The sequence below is a fragment of the Vibrio sp. VB16 genome (assembly GCF_015594925.2).
In the GTDB taxonomy this organism is placed as follows: Bacteria; Pseudomonadota; Gammaproteobacteria; order Enterobacterales; family Vibrionaceae; genus Vibrio.
Genome location: NZ_CP087590.1, coordinates 2,186,374 through 2,204,789 on the forward strand (window position 1 = coordinate 2,186,374; position 18,416 = coordinate 2,204,789).

At 43.2% G+C, this 18,416-nt stretch carries 14 protein-coding genes; 6 read left to right on the forward strand and 8 right to left on the reverse strand.

The window, feature by feature from the left end:
- The first annotated feature begins 116 nt into the window (after positions 1–116).
- Complete coding sequence (gene sigZ, locus IUZ65_RS09965; RefSeq protein ID WP_195703581.1) at positions 117–656, forward strand: RNA polymerase sigma factor SigZ; 540 nt, start codon at positions 117–119, stop codon at positions 654–656.
- A gap of 112 nt (positions 657–768) precedes the next feature.
- Positions 769–2,238 carry a glutathione synthase gene (locus IUZ65_RS09970; RefSeq protein ID WP_195703582.1) on the forward strand — a complete coding sequence of 490 codons (1,470 nt, stop codon included), beginning with the start codon at positions 769–771 and terminating at the stop codon, positions 2,236–2,238.
- A 106-nt stretch (positions 2,239–2,344) separates the two neighbouring features.
- Here the strand turns inward: IUZ65_RS09970 and IUZ65_RS09975 are convergent, their stop codons facing one another.
- From IUZ65_RS09975 to IUZ65_RS10000, 6 genes are all read right to left on the reverse strand, one after another.
- Positions 2,345–3,544 (reverse strand): ROK family transcriptional regulator, encoded by a 1,200-nt coding sequence (locus IUZ65_RS09975; protein ID WP_195703583.1) that lies wholly within the window; start codon positions 3,542–3,544, stop codon positions 2,345–2,347.
- Positions 3,545–3,573: 29 nt separating this feature from the next.
- Entirely contained in the window at positions 3,574–4,593 is a 1,020-nt protein-coding gene (gene araH, locus IUZ65_RS09980) for an L-arabinose ABC transporter permease AraH (RefSeq protein ID WP_229638035.1), read from the reverse strand.
- Positions 4,590–6,095, reverse strand: a complete 1,506-nt coding sequence (locus IUZ65_RS09985; RefSeq protein WP_195703584.1) for a sugar ABC transporter ATP-binding protein — start codon at positions 6,093–6,095, stop codon at positions 4,590–4,592. Before IUZ65_RS09985 ends, araH begins: the two co-directional genes overlap by 4 nt.
- 49 nt (positions 6,096–6,144) lie before the next feature.
- Positions 6,145–7,137: an arabinose ABC transporter substrate-binding protein gene (locus IUZ65_RS09990; protein ID WP_195703585.1), complete on the reverse strand. Its 993-nt coding sequence runs from the start codon at positions 7,135–7,137 to the stop codon at positions 6,145–6,147.
- Between the two features lie 184 nt (positions 7,138–7,321).
- Positions 7,322–10,624, reverse strand: a complete 3,303-nt coding sequence (locus IUZ65_RS09995; protein WP_195703586.1) for a DUF5107 domain-containing protein — start codon at positions 10,622–10,624, stop codon at positions 7,322–7,324.
- A gap of 365 nt (positions 10,625–10,989) precedes the next feature.
- The gene (locus IUZ65_RS10000) at positions 10,990–11,826 is read right to left on the reverse strand and encodes a hypothetical protein (protein ID WP_195703587.1); all 837 of its coding nucleotides are present in this window, start codon (positions 11,824–11,826) and stop codon (positions 10,990–10,992) included.
- Positions 11,827–11,968: 142 nt separating this feature from the next.
- Between IUZ65_RS10000 and IUZ65_RS10005 the strand changes: the two genes are divergently transcribed.
- Positions 11,969–12,934, forward strand: a complete 966-nt coding sequence (locus IUZ65_RS10005; RefSeq protein WP_229638036.1) for a zinc transporter ZntB — start codon at positions 11,969–11,971, stop codon at positions 12,932–12,934.
- Between the two features lie 109 nt (positions 12,935–13,043).
- Here the strand turns inward: IUZ65_RS10005 and IUZ65_RS10010 are convergent, their stop codons facing one another.
- Complete coding sequence (locus tag IUZ65_RS10010; RefSeq protein ID WP_195703588.1) at positions 13,044–14,588, reverse strand: glutamate synthase-related protein; 1,545 nt, start codon at positions 14,586–14,588, stop codon at positions 13,044–13,046.
- A 359-nt stretch (positions 14,589–14,947) separates the two neighbouring features.
- Between IUZ65_RS10010 and IUZ65_RS10015 the strand changes: the two genes are divergently transcribed.
- Positions 14,948–16,531, forward strand: coding sequence for an alkaline phosphatase (locus tag IUZ65_RS10015; RefSeq protein WP_195703589.1), 1,584 nt, complete (start codon positions 14,948–14,950; stop codon positions 16,529–16,531).
- 75 nt (positions 16,532–16,606) lie between these two features.
- Here IUZ65_RS10015 and IUZ65_RS10020 read toward each other — a convergent pair whose 3' ends face one another.
- Positions 16,607–16,969, reverse strand: coding sequence for a LysR substrate-binding domain-containing protein (locus IUZ65_RS10020; protein WP_229638037.1), 363 nt, complete (start codon positions 16,967–16,969; stop codon positions 16,607–16,609).
- 97 nt (positions 16,970–17,066) lie between these two features.
- Between IUZ65_RS10020 and IUZ65_RS10025 the strand changes: the two genes are divergently transcribed.
- Positions 17,067–17,879 carry a hypothetical protein gene (locus IUZ65_RS10025; protein WP_195703590.1) on the forward strand — a complete coding sequence of 271 codons (813 nt, stop codon included), beginning with the start codon at positions 17,067–17,069 and terminating at the stop codon, positions 17,877–17,879.
- 177 nt (positions 17,880–18,056) lie between these two features.
- On the forward strand, positions 18,057–18,347 hold the full coding sequence (locus IUZ65_RS10030; RefSeq protein WP_195703591.1) for a membrane lipoprotein lipid attachment site-containing protein: 291 nt from the start codon (positions 18,057–18,059) through the stop codon (positions 18,345–18,347).
- The last annotated feature ends 69 nt before the right edge of the window (positions 18,348–18,416 follow it).

Genomic DNA, 18,416 nt, shown 5'->3' on the forward strand with positions numbered 1-18,416 from the left:
ACACTAACCCAGTAACGATATTCAAAAAATAATGACGAAATTTTGCGTCTTTTCACGGATAGTTCCGTCTTAGTCAGAGTATCGAAAATAGTTATTTAAGTTGAGATCCGGTTTGTATGATATCTGAATGGCAAAATCACAAGGCACAACTTCGTCATTACGTCAGCAAACGTATTGATGACACTGATGCCGTGGATGACATCCTGCAAGATGTCTACATCAAAGCCAGTGGCAACCTGCATCAATTGAAGTCAAAAGGCAGCCTCAAAAGTTGGCTATTTCGTATCGCCCACAATACGATCATGGACTTTTATCGAGATCGCCAGCCATATGAAGCGTTGCCAGAAGACCTGATTGCTGAGGACGAGGATACCGGCAAACAAGCACGTGAGGAATTGGCAGAATGCTTACGCCCCTTAATTGATGAACTGCCAGAAAAATATGGCACACCACTCCGATTGGCAGAGCTAGAAGGCGTTTCACAACAAGGTATTGCTGATCAGCTTGGTTTGTCACTATCAGGCGCAAAGAGCCGAGTACAACGAAGTCGTGTGAAATTTCGAGAACAGATGATGGCCTGTTGTGATTTTGAAGTCGGTCAAGATGGTATAACCGACTACTCACCAAAAGACCCAACCAGACAGAGAAATTGTTAGTCGCACACAATTAGCAAACATAATATTTTCGATATAGGTAACCTGCTATCTCGCGCGTAACTGGGTATGTAAACCTGTTACGCGGTAAAGAAAAGATATTTTTGGAGTAACAATGAACAACACAACACGCCCTTACGTTTCACCGCAAATCATCGAAGAAGCGACCGAGTGGGCTATTATGCATGGTGTCGCCTTCCGCCAAGCCGACAACACTGCAAGGCACTGCCCATTTAGTATTGCACCAATGTCAATGGAGCGCGCAGTATTTCAACATTTACGTAAAGTGACGCCACTCATTAGCAAGTTGATAAACAATGTTTCCGAGGATCACGACTTCCTCCAATCGGCTCTGGATGATGTGGCAAAAGCGGACCCGTTTTTTGGTCGTTTATTATCGTTGCACCAACAAGCTCATGGCGATACAGAGCATCGATTCACGCCAGCACGAAAACCACTATTATTGATGCGTACCGATTTTATGGATGATCGTCAGCACGGTGCAAAAGTTATTGAGTTCAATGGAATTGCCGCAGGTATGGGGCCGTTTGGTCAACGTGCAACAGAGTTCCACGCGTTTTTTCGCAGTCAATGGCCAACAGTTTATCATGCATGGTTGGAAAATAGCCTTTCGACTCCAGCCGAAAACCAAGGGCTTGACCAACTTGCTTATGGTATTGCGCACGCCGCTAAAAAAGTAAAAATGACGTTTACTTCCGATATTGCTCCAAGCAAGCCGACTTTTTTGATGGTTATTCAAGAAAATGAAGACAATGTTTATGATCAACATTTGTTAGAAATCGCGCTACAGAAGCAAGGTTTACGAACGGTAAGACGTACTTTTAAGCAGCTCAGCACACAGCTTTCAACCGGTGATAATCAACGCTTAATGTTGGAAGGTGTTGGTACCATTGACGTTGTGTACCTGAGAGCCGGCTACCAATATTCTGATTACTATTCGCCTAAACAAGATGAAGCGGTATGTTGTCAGACGTTAAGCCAAACAAGGCTATTTATTGAACGGCACCATGTTGCGATTAATGCGACGTTTAGTCAGCAACTTGCCACCAGTAAAACGATGCAGATGCTACTGACCATCATGCCACCTGAAGAATATGCTCGCTGGGGGCTTAACCTTGAAGAGGCTAAACTGGTAAAAAGTGTGTTAGCGGACATGAAGCCTATAACTCAAGAGACTGTGAACTGGTTCAACACACAAGCAAATAAACAAGAGTGGGTATTGAAAAACCAAGGTGAGGGTGGCGGTCACTGCGTATTTGGTGAAGACATCAGCAAGAAGCTACAACAACTCAAGCCAGAAGAGTATGACGCATGGGCATTAATGCAGCGTTTATATCCTCACGAGCGTGAAGTACCAACGATTGCAGTACGCGATGGTGTTCAAGCTCATGTCGATGATCTTGTTAGCGAGATAGGCTTATTTACTGCCTACTATGATGGTGAACCAGCCACTGAAATAGATGGCTACGCGGGCTACCTTATTCGCAGTAAACCTGCGTGTAAGAATGAAGGGGGAATTCATAGTGGTGAAGGTATTTTGGATTCTTTAGTACTGAATAATTGATAGTCAAAAATCATTATCGATTGAAAAAACACTTAGCGGCTCGGTTAGCGCTAAATACTTCGTCATTTCCGTGAAAACGGGAATCTTAGTGGTCTTTGAGTGAGCCTTAATTAAAGGCTATCAGCATTTTCTCAATAAACAGATAGCCTATCCCTTGTAACAACTGAGTATCACTAAGTTCACCAAATCGAATACTGGATTTCTGCTCTTTAACCGAGATGACGTTCCCTTCAAATGGATTATAGTGTGCCTGATCTTTAATAACTCTTAACCAATGCTCTCCTAACTTGCAGGCCTCACCATAAATAACGATGTCATTGACACTCATCGTCACTAAGAAATTGTAGATGCTGATCCCCAATGTGCTCGCGGCCTTATTGCAGAATCGACATACTAATGGGTCATTTTGCAAATACAGTTGGGCACATTGCTCAAATTCAAATTCATCGAGATAATACTGTTCATAGAAAAGTCGATTTTTAGTTTGCTTTCGAATGTCCGCTAACATCGCTTTTGTCGATGCCACAGTCTCGAGACAACCGTATCGACCGCAGCCACACTTTTTTCCATCTTGGTCGATGATTGAGTGGCCTATCTGTCCGCTTCCGTATAGCACACCTCTAAATATCTGATCATCAATTAGAAATGAAGAACCGATACCGTAGTCGACATTAATGACACAAAAGTCACGAGCATGATCAGGGTTTATCCATTTTTCTGCTAGTGCGAGCATCACACAGTCGTTATCCACGGTAACGTCTGTACCCAGTTGTTCTTCTAGGATGTACTTAAAATCAATCGGCGTATTCCATGGTGCTTGAGGCATGAACATAGAAGTTCCAGCATGGATATCAACCTGCCCATGCAAAGAGAGAGCAATCTTGAGTTTGCCTACATTCGCTTCTTTTACACAACGTCGATAAACGTCAATGACGGACTGGACGAGTTCTTCTGGAACCGCGGGAGAAACATTCCTTTCCCAACGGTCTAGGATAAGCTCCATTTTACCATTCACAACCAACGCTGAAATCGTTGTGGGCGTTACATGTAGGCAAATAATTGGGCTCGATTTATGAGAGATTTGATACACCCCACTCGAATTACCTCTTCCGGTATGTTTGGTTTGAACGTGTTCTACCCAACCCTTCTCCTCAAGAAAAAGAAGGATCTTGCTGATCGCAGGGATACTGAGCTCCAATAAATGAGATAGGCGAGACTTACTTAACTGTTTATATTGAAAAAGGAGTCTAATAATCAGCTTCGAATTGAACATTCTGACCGACTGATTGTTCATGCCTTTGAGCATTATAGACTCCCTCTTAATATTGAATAAAGCTACCCTTTCTCTGCTAGCCTCTGACGATACTGGTCTGCACCAACCGCAAGAAGTAGGATACCACCCCGGACTAGATACTGGTAAAAGGAATCGATATTAAGTAGGTTCAGAGCATTCTCTACCGTACCCATAATCAATACCCCGACAGCAACGCCAATAATACTTGCTTTACCACCATTTAATGATACGCCGCCAAGTACACAGGCTGATATGACACTGAGTTCAAAGCCTAACGATGCATTCGGTTGTCCACTGGTGATACGGGAAGCCAGTATCACCCCGGCAATAGCGCATATTGCACCTTGTAGAGCGAAATTAGTGATTCTTACTTTATCGACATCGACGCCCGCCAGTTTTGCAGCGTCGGCATTACCACCCACCGCCAATGCATTTCGTCCATAAGCCGTATTTTTAAGCAAGAAACCAAACACAACAAAACAGAGAATAGTAATCACTATTGGGGTCGGCATCCCTAAAATAGTAGACTGTCCTAACATGAAGAAGTCCATGTTTACTACACCGACAGCGTTACCTCCCGAAATAATATAGGCACCGCCTCGTACAATTTCCATCATAGCCAAGGTGGCAATAAGCGCATTTACGCGAACTTTAGTAACAAAAATTCCGTTCATAAGGCCAATAAAAATACCGGCTATCAATGCCCCAATAATACCTAATATAAAGCTGTCTGTTGCATTGACAATTAACGCCGCAAGCACGCCGTAGAAAGCCACTTGAGATCCTACCGACAAATCAAAGTCTTTCGATGCGAGGCAGAACATCATCGTACAGGCCACCATGCCTATCTGTGATATTGAAAGGCCAAGCCCCACCATGTTTCTTAGCGAAAAGAAATATGGGACAAATATCGCTAACGAAATAAATAACAATATATAGACAACAATGATGTTGAAATTTTCACTGCTACGAATCAACGACCATGTTGTGGCACTTCTACTCATGGGTAGTTCTATTTCAGTGGTCTTATTAACATCTGTGGTGCTATTAACCGTCGTCATACTGTCATCTCCTGTTCTGGGAAAGCCTTAGAAAGAATGCTCTCTTCTTGATATTCTTCACGCGTAAATTGAGCCGATATTTGATTTTCCCGCATGACATACAAACGGTCGGTGATGCCCATTACTTCAGGTAGTTCACTCGAAATTACGATAATTGAAATCCCCTTATTCGCTAGCTCATACAAGACGTTATAGATTTGATTTTTGGCGGAAACATCAATACCTCGAGTTGGCTCATCCACAATAAGTACATTCATACGAGGTTCAGATAACCAACGTGCTAGAATTACTTTTTGTTGATTCCCTCCAGAAAGGAACTGGATCTCTTTTTCAAGGGAGGGGGTTTTAATATCTAGCCGATCGACAAAGTGTTTGGCTTGCTCCATCTCCTTGCTTAGATTTAATATCCCACCAAGCTTCCAGAAGTTACGACGGCTACTGATGGTAATATTTTCCCAAACCGATCGAAAAGTAATATTCCCTTCTTTTTTTCGGTCCTCCGAGCAATACAAAATACCATTTTCAATAGCCCGTTTAGGCGTTAGCGTCGGAAGTGTTTTGCTATCTAAAGAGGCATCAATATGTTGACTAGATAACGCACCAATAATGGATTTCATTAATTCGGTTCGACCAGAACCAACCAACCCGAAAAAACCAAGAATCTCACTGTTTCGTACTGAAAATTGAACATTGTTAGGGAACAACTTGCTTTGAATATTATTGAGAGAAAAGCAGGTATCACCAAGGTCACGGGGAGAATAGGCATACATATCACCGAGGTTTCGACCTATCATTTTTTCTATAATTGTCTGGCGGTCGATCTGGGTTAGATCATCATATGAAATGACATGTTGTCCATCTTTCATCACAGTACATGAGCTACAAAGGTCAAATATTTCCGCCATTCGGTGAGAAATATAAATCAGTATTTTTCCTTGTTCTTGCAGCTGACGAACCACTCTAAAAAGCACCTCTGTTTCTGCGGCTGACAGGCTACTTGTCGGTTCATCTAAAGCAATGATATTGGCATTCAATATCATTGCTTTAGCAATCTCAACCATCTGTTGTTGACCCATTGAAAGCTTGCTGATTTTATCGGTTGGTAAGAAGCTTAGGCCAAGTTTTTTCAGCTGAACGTCGGCAAGTTGGTTCATTTTTTTCCAGTCGACTTTTCCTTTGTTTGTCGGGAGTCGACCTAAAAATATATTTTCTGCTACTGTCTGTTCAGGAACCAGTTGGAGCTCTTGGTGAATAATCGCGATGCCATTTTTTATCGCTTCACTAGGTGATCGGAAATGAACCGGTTTACCGTTAACCACAACCTGACCGGAGCTTGCTGGATGAATGCCGCCAAGCACCTTCATCAACGTACTTTTGCCTGCACCGTTAGCACCTATAAGACCGTGAATCTCTCCATGGCCAATAGAAAAGCTAATAGAGTCAAGTGCTTTAACGCCGGGGAAGTTTTTAGATACATCGCGAAATTCGAGTTGATTCTTCATTCGTATAATCCTTGGTGTGTTCGGGGTTATTCACCCCGAATTATCACAATTATAGACCTAACTCTTTACGCACTTCTTCGAAGTTATCTCGTGTGGCTAAATAACCAGAGGTATACACAAGCTTGTCAGGTTCAACACCATTGGCTACCCAGTTATACATGTTGAGAGATGTTTGATACCCGTGAGCTTTAGCACTCAAAATAATTGTGCCGTGAAAACCCGTGGCAACCGGCTTACGAAACTCGTTGATCGCTTCTTCCGTACCATTGATACCAAGTCCAATAATATTGTCCGATGAAATACCATTGCCTTCTAATGCCCGCACGCCACCAATAACTACTTGGTCATTCATGCCATACACTATCCATTTTTTAAACTCACCTTTTTGCGTAATAAGGCTGTTAGCGGAATTAAACGCTTGCTCGGTATTATCCAATCGATGAGGGGCTTCAAAAATATTTGCCGTTGGATAGTTGTTTTCGTTCAATACGTCCGTTGCACCTTTCGTGCGTTCATAGGCCGTTGGTAGCTGTTTGTAAGTTAAGGCCATAACAGCTACCTCGTTTTTGTCCCAACCACGTGAATCGATTTCAGCCAATAGTGCATCACCCACCTCTCGCCCAATGCTATAAGCAGAAATGCCCATATGAACGACGTCTTCAATCGGATTGCCATTCCCATCAATCAGGCGATCATCGACAGACATCAGTTTGAGGCCGTTTCGTTTCGCCGCCGCCACAACCGCTGGACCTAGTTTTACGTTTGGTACGCAAACAATGACGCCATCCGCTTGTTGTGTGCCCAGGTTATCCAACGCTGACATGAGTTTTTGTCCATCTTGCGCACCGATTTTGATCAGTTCAAACCCTTTTTCTTTTGCCGCAATTTCAGCGAACTTCCATTCATCTTGGAACCAACCTGCTTCTGGTTGTTTTACAATAAAACCGATCTTCTTCTTCGCTTCTGCGGCAACACCCAAAGAAATAGAACAAAGGGATGTTGTCAGTAATACCGTTCCGATGTTTTTGTAGAGGTTTTTCATAATGTTCCCTATTTTGTTAGACCAATGCGTTGGACTATAAACGCGCCTTATCACGTTAAGGATTCAGCGTTTCGCATTTTGCTTTATGTTTGTAAAGTACCGTTATTATTTAAATTAATGGTAATGCACTACTCTGTATATATTCTGATGTTTAATCACGCTATTAAGTAATCTATGTTTAGTATTAATGTGGTGGATGTTCAAAAAACGTTGTTAGCAGTGGCAAAAGTGAATCAATCAAGCGGGTCTTGCCATGCCCCGGCTCCAATTTAAGCAAGGCCGCTTTATCCTGTGTCGATGGCGTGATCCCAGTGTCCAATAACAAACCTTCTCCAAGCGAAGAGAGGTATCGAATAAACCGACAATGCACCTGATGATTTTGAATGATATCCCTATCAAATACATTCAGCTCAGGAAGCGAGACCGCGAAGAAGTCTTCGTAAACATCTTGAGATAGATGATCGTTTGCCCAATTTCTCATTACAGTAAAACGCTTCAGTGCACGGTCTTTTTCTCCTAATTTAGCAAGAGCCAGTGCTTGGAAGAACAGGTAATCAGCGGGTTGGTCATTGTAATAGCGACTTTCTGTTAACTCACTGGAGCCAAGCGTCGCCTTTTGCCAATACTGTTGTGCCTCTTGAGCATTACCACGTATTTCTGCAAGGCAACCGAGCATGAAATAGATGTCGTTGTCGCTTTGCCCCACTAGACGCCCTTCGCTTAAATTGTCTGGATAGGTTAGAGATTTAACCAATTGTTGCTTTGCGTTGGTGTACTTTCCGTCCGTTACGAGTTTTTCCGTTTGGCGTAATAATGCATTGATGTATTGTCCTGTGATTCGACCTTCACCACCTTCCCATGGATGGAATACTTTGCTTTCTAGCACGTCTAGTGCTCTGGCTTGATTCCCAGAAATATTAAGCAGTGCTATCCACTCGGCACTTAAGTCATCCCGCTTTAGCACAATACTCTGGTGCTTATTCAGCATGTCGAGTCTATCTTCAGGTGAGCGCCCTATCAGCTTGCTTAAATGATCTAGTTCGAAGAGCACTCTGGCGTCTTGAGAGTCAAGCTCCCACGCATAAGACATATGGCAGAGCGCACGTTCTAGATCTTGTTTTTTATTTGCATAGTAAACAGATAGATTGCGGTGACATTCTTTAAAATCAGGCCTAATAGTTAACGCATTCTTCCAAAGTAGCACCGCTTTTTCGTAAGACTTTTTGGCGTAATAGAAACACCCTAGTTGATAATCAACAAAAGGATTCCCAGCTAATTTTGTCAGTGCATACCACTCTATTTGTGTATTAGGGAAAAGTACGTTTTGACTAAACTCTTGTTCGGCTTTGGTCAATAAATGCTCATCCATTTCGCCGTCTAATGCTGTTTTAATGAGCAAAGAATTGGCGCCGCTGGCGTCGATCAGATCAATCGCTCTGATTGCACACGCCATTAAGCCAAGTGATTGATATAAGCCACTAACGTGGATGGCATTAGCTTGCCTTCTTTGGCACAAAGTCGAGAATATTTGCTTCGATTCATCCGAACTTGTAATTCGATACTTCTCAAAAAACAACGCATAGCCAAGTGGGAACTGTTGAATTGCCATATCAATGAAGCACTTAGCCTCGTCGGTTTTATCCAATTTATCTAGAATCACAGCCTTGATAAAAGCCGCGTGATAGCTGGTGCGATTAAGCTCTAGTGAGCGATTTATTTCTTCTAGCGCATCGGTGTATCGGTGCTGAATAAATGATAGGCGACTCGCCCCCATAAATCCGATATCACCACAGTTACCACTCCAAGTGGATTTATAGTAATCCTGATAGGCCAATTCGAGTTGCCCCATTTTTTCGTGAACACAACCTCGAAGAAAACTGGCGCGACCACAAGCCGGGTTTTTGTTATATCGATGGGCTCGATCTAGCGCGTTGTTTAATAGTGCTAATGAATTATCGTAGTCACACCGTTCGTACTCTCTATTCGCCAACGCAAGGTTGCAGCGATAATCCAGTGGGTCTCGATGCAGAGCTTCTTGGTAATAATCTTCTGATTGACCACTAGCATGATGATACTGTTCTAAATGTTGACCTATCAAATAAAGCTCTTCAATCGATGACACGTTTTGCGGAGCCAAAGGGGGTTGCGCTGGTTCAGGGATAGCTTCTTCAGCCGCATCGAGCTCTGTGTACGAAAGTACTTTTTGACCGTTTTGGGTGGTGACAACAATCGTTAGCTTTTCATTGCTTGAGTATTCAATGGTTTCCAAATGTACCTGACAAGGTTCAAAAGAGAATATCTCGTCAACGAGAACGGTATTGCTGGACTTAATGACGACTGAACAATTCTCTATTTGGGATATTGCATAGATACCCCATTCTATTTCTCTATCTTCTCTATGTAGTTTCAGCGCGAGATCTGTATTGGCTTGATGTACCGACCCTAATTGGCTGTATGGCAGGAAATTCTGCACGAAGACTTTTTCTTCATTTGAGTCGATCCATGTAAAGTCCGGTTGGTTATCGGTGAAGACACCCGTCATTAGTTCGATATACGGACCACCGGTATCTGTGAGGTTTTTGTCCCACGCTAACCCAAAATCACAGTCTCCCCATGTCCACTGTTTTTTTCCTGGAGAGATATGGTGATTGGCGATATGGAGTAGTCCCCCAGCTTCATTATGACTATAGGCTCCAACAAAATCGTAATCAGAACCCGCCGCCATATAAGATGTTGGAACAGGTAGGTTGTTATACCGAGAAATATCTGTACCAGGGGAATAGTCCACTTTGTAATATGTGCCTTTTGCTATCGGGAACTCACTCACGTCTCTCTTTCCGTGGTCGTAGACCGCGGTTACGTCTGGTGGGAATATACTCTGATGATCCTCTCCACCTTTAACGGCAGGATTAGACCACCAAAGAAACTGACGTGGTGTTGGGTTTCCGTTATAGACCTTACCGGTTATCTCTATGAGCGCTTTGTTTGGATAAAGTTTAAAGCCTGCACTGATTTGCAGACCATACATATGCTCGACTTCCCCAAGCCAAACCTCTGCACTACCATCATCGTGAGTTCGAATATTTACATCCACTGGCATATAGGTGGTTGGTCGGTGATGCTGAGGCCAATTAAACTCTATTCCTCCTGAAATCCAAGGCCCTATCAAGCCGACTAGTGCAGGCTTAATAACATCGTTACAGTAAACAAAATCTCTGTCGCGAACCTTGTCGTAGGCCTTATGAATTCGACCCCCTAGTTCTGGCAACAACATGACCTTGATATAGTCATTTTCAAGGAAGATTGCGTTGTATTCTTTGTCTATCAATTCATCATTGATTGAATCAATTACCCCATATGGGTACACCGCACCTGAAGAGCCTTGGTACACTCTTTTTTCCAAAAATAGGGGATTGGTATCAACTGCACCAGTAGGATATGTCGGCAACACCACTGTTTCTGACCATACCCTCGCTTTACTTTCCATACATAAACCTCAAAGCAGAATCTTTTTATTTTTAATCTGATGTAGGGAATTCTATGCTGTCGTTGGAGCAAGTAATTGCTAATACCTCACGCTGTTTATTAATCTTAGTTAAGTATAAATGCGTTAAAACTGGAGGAAATAGGTGAGGATAAAACTAGAGGGTCATTTTGAATCAATTATGAAATTACACCATGTTGATAAAAATTGATTTAAAACGATATTTATCAATAGGTTGTAGAAAGAAAAGGAAGTGAACGTAGGATGCATTAGGTTGAGAAACGCTAGCGATGCGTACTTCGTTCATTTTATATCAACAAATTACGTTCGTAATTACTTTCATCTTTGACCTTCTTTTGCAAGCTAACCTATAACGCATCACCACCGGCGGCGTTCCATGTTTTGGTAAAACCATTTGCCCAAAACTTAACGGGGTAACGGCGATTGTCATATTCAACCTTCACAGGAATCTCAACCCATCTTCTTTTTTTGAATTCTGAAACGACAAAATCTAGCCCATTTTGAGTCATTGGTGTGATAGCGATAGTGTTTATGCTTCCCCCCTCTATACACATTTTACGGAACTTCACATTCTGATTATTGACGGGATAAACGGCACTGATTGGATCCGCGTCAACATTACAACTCTCAGCCCATAAGAAAACCATGCTTAACCCTGTTTTATCATTTCTAATTATTTTTGCCATAAAATTGGTCATTTGATTTGAGAGCTCTTCATAATAAAAATTGCTCTTAACCTTTATTTCTTTCGCGTGACGAGCAGACAATGCTATCCCTTGCTCCATTTGCTCATAGCTAAATTTCGGAAACTCGCTAATACCCATCTGATACACTGAGTCGGCCATTTCACGCGTAAATTTGATCGTACTATCGCCATTATCAATGTAATTGTTTACGTTTTCTAACACCGCAGCCAACATTTCCAATGTATATTCGTAGCTCGCGATGTCGGAAGACGGGTAGTTATAAAATGTCGTCTCTGCTAGCGCGACAGATTTTAACGAGTGAGAGCGATCAGAATGATGAATTGGGCGCAAAAAATTCTCATAAGTGACTGAAGATTGGCCCGAAATAGATTCTGTTTTTTTCGCTTTATCGGCGGCTTCAGAACAGGTGAGACCTTGTGGCTTTGAATTCACTGAGGTGCAGGCCAAAACCCCGATCAATAATATTGCTCGTTTCATCTTTTTTCTCCATCCATGAGAAGCCAACCCTAAGCTTCAATTTCACTCATTCAGTGAATTAATTGTATGTTTGTTCATCACTCCAAACTATGATTTAAAGTAATTCTGCGCTAAGTAGCGAAAAGAAAACCGAAAGAGGTTCATGATGCAAGTTTCTGACATCCTATATGGGTTCTACTTCGACAAGAGTGGCTTGACGAAGAAAATTAAAAATACGGCTGAGCTAGATACTTATAGGTCGCACTGGCTCCATTTTGATTACACGCTTCCTTCCACGATTCTATGGTTGAGAAATCACAGTAAACTTAACCCTACTGTCATTGATGCTCTATTAAATGAAGAGACTCGCCCTAGAGCAACGAAGCTCGATGACGGGTTACTGATTTCATTAAGAGGGGTCAACTTAGCGGCTGGTAGTGACCCCGAAGATATGGTTTCTATCCGCCTGTGGGTCACAAATGACAAAGTAATCAGTACAAGATGTCGAAAACTACTTTCGACGCTAGATATTGCAAATGATTTCAGTCAAGGAAATGGGCCAAGTTCACCATCTCGTTTTGTCATAGAGCTAACTGAAAAATTGATTTCAAGAATGAGTGACACAATCAACGACATTGAGGAAAAGATAGCCAGTATTGAAGAGGCAATCCTCACGTCAACTAACTATAGTCTGCGTAATGAACTTTCGATCTTACGCCGACAGATCATCTCGTTAAGACGTTACCTGTCGCCACAAAAAGAAGCTATGATTCAGTTATTAAGTGACAAAATTACTCTGTTTTCTGTTGAAGATAAAATTCAACTACGTGAAACGTTAGATCACTTAGTTCGCTACATAGAAGATTTAGATTCAATTAAAGACCGCGCTACTGTTAGCCAAGAAGAACTCAGTAATCGTCTTGCAGAACAGATGAACAATCGCATGTATGTTCTTTCGATTGTTGCCGCTATTTTCTTACCTCTCGGTTTTCTTACTGGATTGTTCGGAGTCAATGTAGGCGGGATTCCCGGCGCAGAAAGCAGCGATTCTTTTGCCATATTTAATTTATTGCTTATTGGCGTCGTCATTATTCAAGTTTGGATATTCAAGAAAAAGAACTGGTTCTAATAATGGTTACTGACAAGTCATTTATCCGTGCCATCACGTCCCCCACTTCATCAATTAACGCTTCCTGTAACAAAGTGGGGGTGACGAACAAGGTAATCGTTTTCCTGTTCTACATCTTACTCACTCCTGAATACTTCACACCCGACAATTGCGCCATCTCTTTCTTCCAAGTCGCCAGATCATTTTTGTTAAACTTGTTTAGCGCATCATGCCCACAAGCTCTAGACATCACCTGCATCAACTCGACCGAGGCTTCAAAGAAGTTCTTCAACTGCACCGACGCTTTGCTAACATTCAACCTTTGGCGTAGGTCGGCCTTTTGAGTCGCAATACCAGCAGGACAATTGTTGGTGTTACACATCCGAGCCGCAACACAGCCAATGGATTGCATAGCACTATTGGATATAGCCACCCCATCGGCTCCTAATGCCATTGCTTTCACAAAATCCATTGGAACACGAAGTCCGCCCGTGACTATCAAGGTCACTTCTCCACTCACGCCTTGTTTATCTAGGTAAGCACGCGCTCGTGCTAATGCCGGAATGGTTGGCACACTAATATGGTCCCTAAACATCTCTGGTGCCGCGCCCGTACCCCCACCACGCCCATCAAGGATGATATAATCGGCACTGGCATCCAGCGCAAACTGGATATCACTTTCAATATGGTTGGCACTGAGTTTAAAGCCAATTGGAATACCACCGGTCACTTCACGAACTCTGTCTGCAAACTTTTTAAAATCTTCTGCGGTATGAAGATTCTTAAAGGTGGGCGGTGATATGGCAGCAGTCCCTGCTTCTATCCCCCTAACTTCGGCAATTTTCCCGATATTTTTATTGCCCGGCAAGTGACCACCTGTCCCTGTCTTCGCACCTTGGCCGCCTTTAAAATGAAACGCCTGCACATTGATTAACTTGGATTCATCATATCCAAACCCAGCGCTCGCGAACTCATAGAAGTAACGTGAGTTTGCGGCCTGTTCTTCCGGCAACATTCCTCCCTCTCCCGAGCATATTCCTGTTCCGGCCAACTCGGCTCCGGTCGCTAATGAAACCTTTGCTTCTTCCGACAGCGCGCCAAAGCTCATATCGGATACAAACAGGGGAATATTTAGTGTCAGTGGCTTTTTGGCATTGGGACCGATAACCAATTGAGTGCTCACTGGAACATCCTCTAGCAACGGCTTGGTCGCCATCTGTGCAACCATAATCTGTAGGTCATCCCAATGAGGGAGTTCATTCCTTGGTACACCCATCGACGTCATGGGACCGTGATGTCCCATTTTGGAGAGGCCTTCTCGTGCCAATTGATGGATAAATTCGACCGTCGGTTCTTCTTTGGTGGCTGCAGCGACCGGCATAGTACCTGCCGGCTGTATCTGAACACCGGGTCCTTCCTGCCCAACTTGTTCACTAGAGAACTGTTTATGAGATCCATCACAATAGGGTGGATTAGCGGTGTGTTTACAGCGACAAAGATAGGCCCCGCCACTTTCGTTCGCAATGAAGCTTTTAGGCTTAAAACCTGACCCTGCATGGGAGCCATCACAATAGGGCTGATTCCCTGAGCGACCACAGGTGCAAAAATAATACTCTTGATCTTTCGTCAATTCGACGTTGATAGGTTTGTTGTTTTCGACAATTGGGTTGCTCATATTCTGTCCTTATAATTGTTATATCCGCCTTTCGTGGCTTATCTATAAGGTTAGTAGAATACGCAACTCAGTGTATGTTAATTCACTGTATGCAGTCACAAAAAACAGGGAATGATGGGCATATTTAGCGAGAATTCCCTTTCCCACCCTTAACGAGATCTCAGTTCACAATACTTAACATAAAAACGTGGCCCTATGAATATCGTCGAACAACAAGATGAGCATCACATATACGACCCAATACGTAGTCTACTATTCGAGCGATATCAGGTTATTTATTAACCATAGATGCAGTTTTTACCGTTCGACAATATTGGAAGAGTTACATAATCATTATTTAGCAACTTCGAGGAAAATTCATGAAATTTGACAAGACAGTACTGGCTATAACGATGAGTCTCACCTTGGTGGCGCCTGTTTGCCAAGCAGAGGTTAAAAATCTCATTTTAATGATCGGTGATGGTATGGGACCACAGCAGGTTGGCCTACTAGAGTTATACGCTCGTGAAGCGCCAAGCTCTATATATAATGGCAAATCAACTGCGATCAGTAAGTTTGCTGAAGAAGGGCTCGTTGGCATGTCATTGGTACACCCCGATGATTCTATCGTCGTAGACTCCGCTTGTTCTGCTACTCAATTAGCTATTGGTCAATTTGCACCTTCTGAGGTTATTGGCCTTGATGCAAAGGGGAATCCTGCGGAAACCATACTTGAAAAAGCGAAGCGTTTAGGCAAAGCGACGGGTCTTGTCTCTGATACTCGCATCACCCACGCGACGCCAGCCTCTTTTGCTGCCCATCAACCGCACCGTTCACTAGAAAACACTATTGCGGCAGAGATGTTAGCTTCAGGTGTCGATGTCATGCTTTCAGGTGGCATACGCCATTGGCTGCCAAAAGAAGTGAATGACAAAGGGAAAATTTATGACGAATTTGTCGAAATGACTGACGGTGCAGTAAAAATAAAATCAAAACGTAAGGACAGCAAAAACTTAATTACTGATGCACATGACGCTGGCTACCAAATCGCTTTTACCAAAGACCAATTAGCCGCAACCACTAGCGATAGTAAATTACTCGGGTTGTTCGCCTACTCTGGTATGTATAACGGCATTCGCTATACCGCGACGAAAGATGACCCTAAACGTACACAACCAACGTTGAAAGAAATGACGATGAAAGCGCTTGATGTTTTGAGCCAAGATGAAGATGGATTTTTCTTAATGATTGAAGGTGGTCAGATTGACTGGGCGGGTCATAACAATGATGCGGGTACTATGCTGCATGACCTCTTGAAATTTGATGACGCTATCGAGTATGTCTACGATTGGGTTCAAAATCGCACAGATACCATGGTTGTCATCACAGCGGATCATGAAACGGGTTCATTTGGATTCAGTTATTCAGCCGCAAACTTACCTAAAGCTAAAAAGCTGCCCGGTTCTGGGTTTGCTGATCGCGAGTACAAACCAAACTTCAACTTTGGAGACAAATCGTTGTTAGATAGGCTCTACGCTCAATCTATGAGCTTCGATGATATGACGTCTGAATTCTACGATCTTGATAAGTCGATGCAAACGCCTGAGGCATTTCGTGACATCATGAATGACCATACCGATTTTCCAATTACTCTTGAACAAGCGACAGCTATCTTAACGGATGTACCCAATCCATATAAGACACCAGGGCATTCATACTTAAGCGCGGATACTCTGCCTGCTATACATGACTTCCAATCATTCTATGTATACGGCGATGAAATTCGGTGGGATCTTATGGGACGGGCACTGGCAGAGCAGCAAAACATTGTCTGGGGTACTGGTACACATACCTCTACACCCGTCGGGGTGATTGCTTGGGGCCCTATGAAAGAAATAAAGCCATTCTCTCAGATAACGCACCACTCCCAAGTTGGTCAGTACATGATGGATAACATTAAATAATAATAAGCACCAATCGCCAGACTTATGTTGAGCATAGGTTTGGCGTAATCGCCGATGAAACTCTCCCCTTCTCGGCTATTCCATGCTGACCATCGCCATTAAACACATAGAACTTCGCATGACACTCAATACCGTTTCCCTTAACCACTTGTGAGAAGGATCATTGTCGTATTTTGGGTGCCATATCAGCCAATATTTTTGTTTTGGCGCTTCAATAGGCAAAGGAAAATACTTGATTGAAAAAGATTGTTGCATGCTTATAGCAATGTGCTCAGGGATAACAAGCAACATATCGGAACGACAGATTGCCGTTAGCGCAGATGTAAAGAACGGGACAGTAAATTGAATTCGGCGACGGAGCCCTTGTTCGGCTAGTGCTGTCTCAACAAAGCTGTCTTTATCTCCGCCACCAGTCACCGAGGTGTGATTAAAGCGCAAGAAATCAGCCAGGCTTGGAACACTATTTACACGCAAAATAGTGGCATACCGCCCATGATTGCGTCTCGAACACGTCCTTACAGAACGAAGGTATCAAATGAATAGAATCATCAAGAGCGGCATCGTTTTGTCGAGCATGGCACTTGGCCTTACGGGCTGCCAACGTATACAACCTGAGGAATTTCAAGCTCAGACAGACCCCGCACCTTTGTGTCAATCCGCTATGTTTGATAAGTCAGCGCTGGTGTTCGACACTTTCTTACTGTGCGGAACAAAGGGAGTACCGATGGAGAAATTTACTCACGCAGCCAACGTGACCGCAGAGTGGCTAGATAATGATGAAGACGGTTATGTTGACGAGCCGCGTTTACTCACGACGATGCAAGCGAGCAAACCTGTCCTTCTGATGTCGGCAGACGGCCTATCTTCGTCGGCTATTTCTGATGTAATGAATGACCTAGACGGCTATCAACTTCAGGATTTAAGTGCCTCTGAGACAAACCCAACCGGCAGCCGACGCGATGCATCTCAAGAAGAAATTCATCACCTCATCATGGCATCCGGGTGGCAAAAACGCTTTCCTTCCATATTCGGTGATGCGCCAGAAAAGAACAGCGAACTCTATAAGATCTGGATGTCAGCAGAAGAGAATGATTTTTATTTTTACGGCGACCCTACCTGTGACGCCAACTGTAAAGTCACAGAATTTGTCTATCTTGCCTCTGCTTCCTATCTTGGTTCAACACGAGATGTAGAACACGATGAGATGCGCCTCAGAACACGACAAGAACTTAAGCAGAAACTACCAGCTATCGTCACCCTTTTTGAGTCACCCAACTACGTATATCCGACCTATCATTGGCCCGATGGCCAATATCCACACTCGAATAATATCCAATATACCGACTGAGGTAACACTGATTTTCTACTGGTCATTCACTGGTCATTCACCAGCATTGATTTATAAAGTACCCAAAGCAAAGCAAAACAAGCCTTGTCTTTGTAAACACGTAGTTTGACGTTCACTTTTGTAACCACTTTTACTGCGCTATGTATACCAACTACCACCACTATTAATGGATCTAAAATGAAAAAAATTATCTTTCTTACCTTCGCTGTCTTAAGTCTTTCGGCTTGTTCGGGTGTGCGCCAAACAGACCAAGCTTTCGATTCACATGCAGAAAGTGTTAACTTTCTATTTCTTCAGTTTCCTGGCGGTGACACTCAAGAGCGCGCGATGGAACTTGTACCAGAAAATGCCGAGGTCGTTACGGTTCAATCAACCCCTTCCGATACTACGTCTGTACTGGGTGTCTTAAACCGCCTGATTGGCATCGACCAAACTAAGGTTTCCGGTACCGTAGACACCGCTGAGTAAATGAACAAACTGTCTTGAATTCCACTGCCTAAGAATAAGCCCTACAATTGGGGCTTATTTTTTATATTT